General features: G+C 69.5%; 10 protein-coding genes. 2 read left to right on the plus strand and 8 right to left on the minus strand.

Features of this window, described 5'->3' with window-relative positions; translation table 11 throughout:
• From AB1346_06570 to gatC, 7 genes are all read right to left on the minus strand, one after another.
• The coding region (locus AB1346_06570) for a hypothetical protein (GenBank protein MEW6720094.1) at positions 1–686 on the minus strand (686 nt) is incomplete at its 3' end.
• Complete coding sequence (mtnA, locus tag AB1346_06575) at positions 683–1720, minus strand: S-methyl-5-thioribose-1-phosphate isomerase (protein ID MEW6720095.1); 1038 nt, start codon at positions 1718–1720, stop codon at positions 683–685. The genes AB1346_06570 and mtnA, both read right to left, overlap by 4 nt.
• Positions 1717–2919 carry a nicotinate phosphoribosyltransferase gene (locus tag AB1346_06580; GenBank protein MEW6720096.1) on the minus strand — a complete coding sequence of 401 codons (1203 nt, stop codon included), beginning with the start codon at positions 2917–2919 and terminating at the stop codon, positions 1717–1719. Before AB1346_06580 ends, mtnA begins: the two co-directional genes overlap by 4 nt.
• Entirely contained in the window at positions 2916–3482 is a 567-nt protein-coding gene (locus tag AB1346_06585) for an isochorismatase family cysteine hydrolase (protein MEW6720097.1), read from the minus strand. Before AB1346_06585 ends, AB1346_06580 begins: the two co-directional genes overlap by 4 nt.
• Before the next feature lie 7 nt (positions 3483–3489).
• Positions 3490–4905, minus strand: a complete 1416-nt coding sequence (gene gatB, locus AB1346_06590; GenBank protein MEW6720098.1) for an Asp-tRNA(Asn)/Glu-tRNA(Gln) amidotransferase subunit GatB — start codon at positions 4903–4905, stop codon at positions 3490–3492.
• Between the two features lie 156 nt (positions 4906–5061).
• Positions 5062–6552 carry an Asp-tRNA(Asn)/Glu-tRNA(Gln) amidotransferase subunit GatA gene (gatA, locus tag AB1346_06595; GenBank protein MEW6720099.1) on the minus strand — a complete coding sequence of 497 codons (1491 nt, stop codon included), beginning with the start codon at positions 6550–6552 and terminating at the stop codon, positions 5062–5064.
• A 7-nt stretch (positions 6553–6559) separates the two neighbouring features.
• A complete protein-coding gene (gene gatC / locus AB1346_06600; GenBank protein ID MEW6720100.1) occupies positions 6560–6850 on the minus strand; it encodes an Asp-tRNA(Asn)/Glu-tRNA(Gln) amidotransferase subunit GatC in 291 nt (96 codons plus the stop codon).
• Positions 6851–7000: 150 nt separating this feature from the next.
• Between gatC and AB1346_06605 the strand changes: the two genes are divergently transcribed.
• Positions 7001–8143 (plus strand): THUMP domain-containing protein, encoded by a 1143-nt coding sequence (locus AB1346_06605; protein MEW6720101.1) that lies wholly within the window; start codon positions 7001–7003, stop codon positions 8141–8143.
• A gap of 16 nt (positions 8144–8159) precedes the next feature.
• Complete coding sequence (locus AB1346_06610; protein MEW6720102.1) at positions 8160–9107, plus strand: DUF3365 domain-containing protein; 948 nt, start codon at positions 8160–8162, stop codon at positions 9105–9107.
• 3 nt (positions 9108–9110) lie between these two features.
• Here AB1346_06610 and AB1346_06615 read toward each other — a convergent pair.
• Positions 9111–9508, minus strand: a 398-nt coding sequence (locus tag AB1346_06615; protein ID MEW6720103.1) for a magnesium chelatase ATPase subunit I, incomplete at its 5' end; no start/stop codon positions are given.

Raw genomic sequence — 9508 nt, forward strand, 5'->3', positions numbered from 1 at the left:
TCCCGCCCCCCCAGCTTCCCCATCCCCAGCACGACGAACCGGCAGGGAAGGCGCTTCCCGTCCGGGAAGACCGCCGTCGGCTCCCCCGCCTTCGTGGAAACCGCCCTCCGCGCGAAGCGGACCGCCCCTTCGAGCGCCGCCTCGGCCAGCGCCGACAGCTCCTGCGTCACCTCGGGCAGCGGGGAGATCCCCGCCAGGTCCCGCGCGGCGATCCGGGTCATCTCCCGGTGCTTCATGCGGCGCAGCGCCCGCTTCATCTCCTCTTCCGTGGCGCACCGGTCCGCCTCCTCGAGCGCCTCCCGGCGGAGCTCCCCGGCGGCGGGGCGCGACAGCACGCCCTCCTTTTCGAAGAGCGTCTCGAAGATCTCGGGGCGGCGCGCCACCTGCTCCGGGAGGAACTCCGATCCCCCCAGAAGCCCCCCGATCATCGGCAGGAGCCTTTCGTTGCGGAAGCAGTCCCTCAGGGGATCGGGGCGGAGGGAATCGGACCAGCGGGAGAGGTTGAGGAAGAAAAGGTCCGGATCGGGCGAGCCGGCGGCGGTGAGGAACAGCAGCTCCAGTCCGTCGGGTTCCGTCGGGTGGCGCCGGAGAAATTCCAGGAGCCAGGAAAGCACCCGCGCGGTGTCCCGCACCCCGATCTCCCGCAGGCGGTCGAGGAGGACGGTATCGCCGGACCCGCCGCTCAACGGAACAGCTTCCGGATGGAGGCGGAGAACGGCTTCGCCAGGACCCCTTTCTCGGTGACGATGGCGGTCACGTACCGGGCCGGTGTCACGTCGAACGCCGGGTTGTACACGTCGACGCCCACGGGCGCGACCCGCTTCCCCATCACGTGCGTCACCTCGGACGGGTCGCGCTCCTCGATCGGGATTTCGGCGCCGGTCCGGATCTTCGGGTCGATCGTCGACAGCGGCGCGGCCACGTAGAACGGCACCTTGTGCTCCCTGCAAAGGACGGCGACGCCGTACGTCCCCACCTTGTTGGCGACGTCCCCGTTCGCCGCGATCCGGTCCGCCCCCACGACGACCGCGTCGATCTTCCCCGCGCGGAAGAGCGTCGCCGACATGTTGTCCGTGATCAGCGTGCAGGGGATGCCGTCCTTCATCAGCTCCCAGGCCGTCAGCCGCGCCCCCTGCAGGAACGGGCGTGTCTCGTCCACGAACACGCGGATCCCCTTCCCCGCCGCGATCGCGGCGCGGATCACGCCCAGCGCCGTGCCGTACCCCGCCGTGGCCAGCGCCCCGGCGTTGCAGTGGGTCAGCACGCACCCCTTCGACGGCAGCAGCCTCGCGCCGTGCGCGCCCATCGCCCGGTTAGCGGCCACGTCCTCCTCGAGGATGTCGACCGCCTCCCGCTCGAGCGACGCGAAGGCGCTTTCCGCATCGTCGGGGAGGGCGGAGGCCGCCTTCCGCATCCGCTCGATGGCCCAGAACAGGTTCACCGCCGTGGGTCGCGCGCCCGCCAAAAGGACCGCCGCCTCGTCGAAGGACCTGCGCCAGGGGCGCCCCTTCTTCCGGGCGGCATGGACGGACAGCACCAGGCCGAATGCCGCCGCCACTCCGATCGCCGGCGCCCCGCGGACCACCATGGTCCGGATGGCGTCCGCCACGCCGGCGGGATCGGTGCACCGCCGCATCGACTCCACGGTCGGCAGGACCCGCTGGTCCAGGAGCAGGAGGGCGTCCCCCTCCCAGGCCATCGTGCGGAACGTTTCGCTCATTTCCCCTCCGTCGGCGCATGGAACCGCGCGACCTGCCGCAGCACCCGCTCCCGGATCTCCCGCGGAGGGAAGGGCTCCCGGACCGCCCGCCCCGCCCGGATCGCCGGGAGCAGCAGCGGTTCCATCGGGCCGCCGCAGCAGCTCTTCGCCGGCGCCTCCGCCGGAAGGACGTCCCGTTTCCCGCAGAAGGGGCAGACGCGCGCCTGCTTTCGCCCGGACCGCTTCCCCCGCTTGGCGAGCGGTGTTCCCTCCACTTCGACGATGTCCAGCGCGAAATCGACCGTCGGCGCGTTGCTGATGGCCGTGCCCACTCCGAACCCGTCCGCGACGTCGCTCAACGCGCGGACGTCCGCCTCGCCGAGTCCGCCGGAGGCGTACAGCCGGACGGACCCGAATCCGCGCAGGTCGAGCTCCCACCGGACCTCCTCGAGGATTTTCCGGAAGCTCCCCTTGCGCGACGCCGGCGTGTCGAGCCGCACGGCGGAGAGCTTCCCCTCCAGCGCCTCCGCGACCCGCAGCGCCTCGAACTTCTCGTCCTGCAGCGTGTCGATCAGGCAGACGCGGGGCACTTCCGGATCGATCGTCGCGTCGAAGGCGCGCATCGCCTCCACCGTGTCGCCGAAGACGAGCACGAGGGCGTGCGGCATCGTCCCCTGGGGGGGATCCCCGAGGAACTCCGCGCTCCGCAGCACGGAGACGCTGTCGGCCCCGCCGACGAACGCGCTCCGGTCGATCATCGTGGAAAGCGCCGGATGCATCCGCCGCGCGCCGAAGCTGAGCAGCGCCTTCGCCCCCGCGGCGTGCTTCAGCCGCGCGGAGGCGGTGGCGATCCCGGTCGCCTGGCAGAGCATCCCCAGCATCGCCGTCTCCATCTCGCAGAAGGCGCCGTACGGCCCCTCGACGGTGAAGACCGGCTCTTCCGTGAGGAACAGCCGCCCCTCCTCCATCGCGTCGACGTCGACCTCGAGCCCGGAGAGGAGCGAGAGCATCTCGTCCATCCCCGAAAGGATCGCGAACGGGTACCCCGCGGGGAAGCCCTTGACGAAACCCTCCGCCGCCACGCGCACCCTGTCCTTGCCGGCGGCGCGCAGCACCTCCATCGTCCGGCGGAAATACACGTCCGTGGTGTCGCCCCGGCGGATCTCGCCGGCGGTGGGGATGAGTTCGAGGAACGGGGCTTTCGGGGAGGGAGGGCTCATCGTCTTCCGACCTCCTCCGGGCGGCGGAGCACCCGGACGCCCAGCACTTTCTCCATCTGGCCGAGGGCGTGGGCGTGGTCCTTCCGCGACAGCCCCGCGACGAGCCGCTCGTCGACCGTCACGTCGTACCCGCGGATCGCGGCCTCTCCGGAGATGAACTGGATGCAGATGTTGGTGACGCAGCCGGCGACCGTCACGGAACGGACCTTGCGCCTGCGGAGGACCGCGTCCAGCGCGGTCCTGTAAAACCCCGAGTAGGTGCGCTTCTCCACCACCGCGTCCCCGGGGGCGGGCGACAGCGCGGGAAACACGGCGGCCCCGGGCGTCCCTTCCACGGCGTGGGGGGGCCACCCCATCTTCGCGAACTCCGGGTCGTTCCGCCGGTGGGAGTCGCAGACGAAGACCACCAGCTCCCCGTCCCGCCGCGCCTTCGCGATCCTCCGGCGCAGCGCGGGAACGATCTCCCGGGCGGCCGGCACCTCCAGCGGGGCGCCCGGGCGCAGGAAGTCGTTCAGCATGTCGACGACGATCAGCGCCTTCCTTCCCCGCTCCCGGCTCTCCATCGGACCGCTACCCCAGCTTCTTCTTCAGCACCTCTTGCACGATTTTCGGGTTGGCCTTGCCGCGGCTTTCCTTCATCACCTGCCCGACGAAGAAGGAAAGCAGCCCCGTCTTGCCGCCCCGGTAGCTCTCGACCTCCTTCGGGCTGGCCGCCAGCACCTTGTCCACGACGGCGTCGAGCGCCGAGGCGTCGGACAGCTGGGTGAGCCCCTTCTCGTCGCGCAGCGCCCGGAACGCCTTCCCCGTCTCGAGCACGGCCTCCACGAGCTTCTTCGAAGCGGTCGCGGAGACCGTCCCGCTCTCCCGGTCCTCGACCGCGTGGGCGATCGTCTCGGGCGTGAGCCGCCCCGCGAGGATGGCGTCCTTCCAGTGGACGCATTCGTTCGCGGTCGTCTTCGCGGCACCGCCGTACAGGGCGACGCAGCGCTCGAAGAAATCGGCCAGCGCCCGCGACGAGGATAAGATGCCCGCGTCGTACCGCGGGATGCCGTAATCCCTCGACAGGCGGGCGATTTTATCGGCCGGCAGCTCGGGGATCGTGCCGCGCAGCTCCTCGACCCAGGCGTCCTCCACCACCAAAGGAAGCAGGTCCGGGTCGGGGAAGTACCGGTAGTCGTGCGCCTCCTCCTTCCGGCGCATCGACGCCGTCACGCCGGCGTTGGCGTCCCACAGCCGCGTCTCCTGCACCACCCTGCCGCCGTCCTCGATCGTCTCGATCTGTCGGCGGATCTCGTACTCGACGGCCTTCTCCACGTTGCGGAAGGAATTCATGTTCTTCAGCTCGGCCTTCGTCCCGAACTCCTTTTGCCCTTTCGGGCGGACCGAGACGTTGGCGTCGCAGCGGAACGATCCCTCCTCCATGTTCCCGTCGCACACCTCCAGGTAAACGAGGATGTCGCGCAGCCGCCGCAGGTAGGCGCCCGCTTCCTCCGGCGTGCGCATGTCGGGCTCGGAGACGATCTCCATGAGCGGGACGGAGCAGCGGTTCAGGTCGGCCAGCGACGCCTGGGCCCCGGCGAACTCCCCCTCGTGGACCAGCTTCCCCGCGTCCTCCTCCATGTGGATCCGGGTGATTCCGATACGCTTCGTCCCGCCGTCGGTCTCGATGTCGACGTGTCCGGCAAGCGCGAGCGGCGCCTCGTACTGCGAGATCTGGTAGGCCTTGGGCAGGTCGGGGTAGAAGTAGTTCTTCCGGGCGAAGACGCTGCGCCGCTGCACCCTGCACGATGTGGCCAGCGCGGTCCGGACGGCGTACTCGACCGCCTTCCGGTTGAGGACGGGGAGCACCCCCGGCATGCCGGTGCACACGGGGCAGCTGTTCTCGTTGGGGGCGGCGCCGAACTTCGCGGAGCAGGCGCAGAAGATCTTGCTCTCCGTGGAAAGCTGCGCGTGGACCTCCAGCCCGATGACCGCCTCGAATTCCATCTCCTCCCGCCTCTAGTGCTCCAATTCACAAATATGGCAGCATTCGAACGCCGCTGCATCCGCCCCGACTGCGTTGCTCTCCTTCACCGTGCTCCCCGGCACGCCTCAGTCGCGCGCCTTGCCGGATGCGGCGCATCGACGTTCTCGGTGCTTGCCCTATTTATGAACTGGAGCACTCGCCACCGGCGCCGCGCCCGGCGCCGGGAGGGCGCGCTCCACCGCGCCCGCGACCGCGAACAGCGTCTCCTCGTCGAAGTGCTTCGCCAGGAGCTGCGCCCCGATGGGCAGCCCGCTCTTCGAGAGCCCGCACGGCACGGAGATCCCCGGGATCCCCGCGAGGTTGCACGGGATGGTGTAGATGTCGGAAAGGTACATCGTCAGCGGGTCGCCGGTCTTCTCCCCGATGCGGAACGCCGGGGTGGGGGTGGTGGGTGTCAGCAGCGCGTCCGCCTTCTCGAACGCCGCGGCGAAATCGCGGCGGATGAGCGTGCGGACTTTCTGCGCCTTCCCGTAGAACGCCTCGTAATATCCCGCCGAGAGGGCGTAGGTGCCGATCATGATGCGCCGCTTCACCTCGGCCCCGAATCCTTCCGCGCGCGTCTTCGACATCATCTCGATGAGCCCGGAAGCCCCTTCCGCCCGGTGGCCGTACCGGACGCCGTCGTACCGGGCGAGGTTCGACGACGCCTCCGCCGGGGCGATGAGGTAATACGTCGAAAGGGCGTATTCCGTGTGCGGCAGCGAAACCTCCACCGCGACGGCGCCCTGGTCCGTCAGGATTTTCAGCGCGCGCTCCACCGCCGCCTTGACCTCGGGATCCAGCCCGGCTCCCTCGAAATACTCCCTGGGAAGCCCGATGCGCATTCCCCTGACCGGACGGGACACCGCCGGCAGGTAATCGGGCACGGGCACGTCCACGCTGGTGGAGTCTCTCCGGTCGTGCCCCGCGATGATCCCGAGCATCGCCGCCGCGTCCGCGACGGAACGCGTCAGCGGGCCGGCCTGGTCGAGGGAGGAGGCGAAGGCGATCATCCCGTAGCGCGACACGCGCCCGTACGTCGGCTTGAGCCCCACGACGCCGCAAAGGGCCGCCGGCTGGCGGATCGATCCGCCGGTGTCGGTTCCCACCCCGGCGAAGCAGGTGCCCGCGGCCACCGAAGCCGCCGTGCCGCCGGAGGAGCCGCCGGGGATCCGCGAGGGATCCCACGGGTTCCGCGTGGGACCGAAGTGCGACGTCTCCGTGGAGGAGCCCATGGCGAACTCGTCCATGTTGTGCTTGCCCAGAAGCACCGCCCCGGAGGCGAGGACCTTCGAAGCGACCCCCGCGTCGTACGGGGGATCGAAGCCGGCGAGGATCCTGCTTCCGCAGGTCGTCTGCACGCCGCGGGTGCAGAAGATGTCCTTGAGCCCGACGGGAACGCCGTGCAGCGCTCCGGATGCCTTCCCCCGCGCCCGCTCCTCGTCGCAGGCCGCCGCCCGGGCCATCGCCGCTTCCGGCAGGACGGTGATATAGGCGTTGATCTTCGGCTCGAGCGCCGCGATCCGTTCGAGGAGCGCGGCGGTCAGCTCGCGGGACGAGATCTCCCCGTCCCGGATCTTCCGGGCCGCCTCGATGAGGGTCCACTCGTGGAAGGGCGGATTCGGCACGGCGACGCTAATCCTCGATGATCCGCGGGACGCGGAAATAATCCCCGGCGCGGTCGGGAGCGTTCTTCAGGATCGCCTCCCGGTCGCCGAACGGACGGACGACGTCTTCCCGGAACGGGGTGCCCATGTCCACGGCGTGGGAGGTCGGTACGACGTCGGAGGTGTCGAGCCGGTCGAGCTGCTTCATGTAATCGAGAAGCCTGCCGAGCTGGTCGCGCAGGAGGTCGGCATCGGAATCGGAGAGCGCCAAGCGCGCAAGGCGGGCCACGTACAGCGTTTCTTCCCGCGTGATCGCCATGGAATCCTTCTCCCCCCGCCGTTGGATGGACGATCAATTTACCACAGGGGCGCCGGGGGAGGCAAAACCCCGACAGAGGGGGACATTCATCGCTTCAAACAAGGGCGAAGGGGAAGAGCGTCCCCCGCCAGTTCGCGGTATTATGTGGCCATGAAAAAGCGCGAGGCGGAGCACCGGTTCTTCGCGACCACGTTCAAGGGGCTGGAAGAGGTGCTGGCCGGGGAGCTGGCCGCGCTGGGCGGGGAGGAGATCTCCATCGGCACGGGGAGCGTCTCGTTTTCCGGGGACATGACGCTCTGCTATCGCGCGAACCTGTGGCTGCGCTCGGCGAACCGGGTGGTCCTGCTCCTTTCGGAGTTTTCTGCCCCGACCCCCGCGGCGCTGTACGACGGAGCCCGGAAGATCCCGTGGCACGACCTTTTCCCGCCCGAGCGCACCATCGCCGTGGACGCCACCGTGCGGGAGTCGGGGATCACCCATTCCCATTTCGCGGCGCAGAAGACAAAGGACGCGGTCGCGGACGGCTTCCGGGAGGCGCTGGGCCGCCGCCCGGACGTGAACACCGCGTCGCCGGACGTGCGGATCGTCGTCCGGATCTTGCGGGACGCCGCTTCCGTCTCCCTCGACACCTCCGGGGAGAGTCTGAACCGGCGCGGCTACCGGGCGCATCCGACGGAGGCGTCGCTGAAGGAGACGCTGGCCGCGGGACTGCTGCTGCTCGCGGGGTGGCAGGGAGAGGAGCCGCTGATCGATCCCGCCTGCGGCGCGGGGACGATTCCGATCGAGGCGGCGCTGATCGCGGGGGATATCGCCCCGGGATCGATGGGCCGCTCCTTCGGTTTCCAGCGGCTGCACGCGTTCGACCGGAAACGCTGGGAGGCGCTGCTGACGGAGGCGAAGGAGACCGCCCGCCGCGCGAAGCCGGTCCGGATCGAGGGGAGCGACGTGTCTCCGGAGGCGATCGCGGGCGCGATCCGCAACGCCGGGAACGCAAGGGTCCTTGAACGGATCCAGTTCTCCGCAAAGTCGGTCCGGTTCTTCTCCCCCGGAGAAGGGCCGGGGACGATCCTGTGCAATCCTCCGTACGGCGAGCGGCTGCCCGGGGGTGCGGAAGCGGAGGCGTTCTACCGGGAACTTGGGGAGGCGCTGAAGAAGCGGTGCCGCGGATGGACGGCCTACATCCTCTCGGGGAATCCCGGCCTCACCCGGTTCCTGGGGTTGAAGGCGTCCCGGAAGATCCCCGTCATGAACGGGCCGATCGACTGCCGCCTGCTGCGATACGAGCTGTTCTGATATGATGCGCCCGAAGATGACCGGAAGCTCCATCGCAAAGACCCGCCGGTACCTGGCGCTGATCTGCGTCCTTTTCCTCATCGGGACCGCGATCTCCCTTGCGCACGACATCCGCCAGACCCGGGAGGACCGATACCGCCTGGCCGTGTCCTGGGGGGAGGCGCTGTTCCGGACGGTCGTCGCCGCCCGGAGCTGGAACGCCTCCCACGGGGGGGTCTACGTCCCCGTCACCGACAAGACGCGGCCGAACGAGTACCTGGCGTCCCCCGACCGCGACGTCCGGACCACGACCGGCGTGTCGCTGACGAAGGTCAATCCCGCCTACATGACGCGGCTCGTCGGCGACATCCTCGCGCGGGAAGGATTCGTCGTCCACATCACCGGCCTGAAGACGATGCGCCCGGGAAACGCGCCGGACGATTGGGAACGGGCCACCCTGGCGGATTTCGGAAAGGGGGTCCCGGCGGCGCACGCACTGCAGGGGCCCTCCGGAAACCGGGTATTCCGTTACATGGAGCCGCTGAAGGCGGAGGCGGCCTGCCTCGAATGCCATCGGGACCGGGGATACCGGGTCGGAGACATCCTCGGGGGGATCAGCGTCGCCTTCCCCTACGTGCCGTTCGACCGGTCCGCCGCCAAAACGACCGGCCGGGACGTCGCCACGCACCTCCTGCTTCTCACGCTGGCGCTTTCCGTCCTCTTTTTCCTCGGACGACGCATCCTGGGGCTGGTGGAGAGTCTAGAGGAGGCCCGGCGGGAGATCAGTACGCTGGAAGGGATCCTCCCGATGTGCTCCCACTGCAAGAAGATCCGGAAAGAGGGGGCGAAGGAACGGGATCCCGAGGCGTGGGTGCCCGTGGACTCCTACATCATGGACCGGTCGGCGGCCAGCGTCTCCCACGGCATCTGCCCGGAATGCCTGGACAGGCATTACCCCGGCCACGGACGGCCGGACAAGGGCTGAGCTTCAGGTCCCGAACCGGGCGAGCGTCTCCTCCAGCCGCTTCCGTCCGGAAGCCGTCTCCTCGAACGGATCTTCCTTGAGCCGGTGCGGTAGTCCCATCCGGAAGGCGTCGGAGAGGCACTCCGCGTCGGGGGCCGGCAATCCCTTGATCGCCGCGAGCGCCTTCGCCGCTTTCAGCACGGTGATGTCTCCCCGGTGCCCCGCCACGCCGAGCTCCGCCACCACGGTCACCACCGATTCGAGGAGCGCATCCGGCAATCCGATCCCCGGCAATGCGGCGCGTGCGACGATCAGCCGCTCCCGCAGCGCGCGGTCCTCCCCTTCCCACTTCGCGAAGAACGCCTCGTCCCCCCGCTCGTACATCAGCACCCGCTCCACGATCGTCTTCCGCGATTCCACTC

The organism is Thermodesulfobacteriota bacterium (assembly GCA_040758155.1).
GTDB lineage: Bacteria > Desulfobacterota > Deferrimicrobia > Deferrimicrobiales > Deferrimicrobiaceae > UBA2219.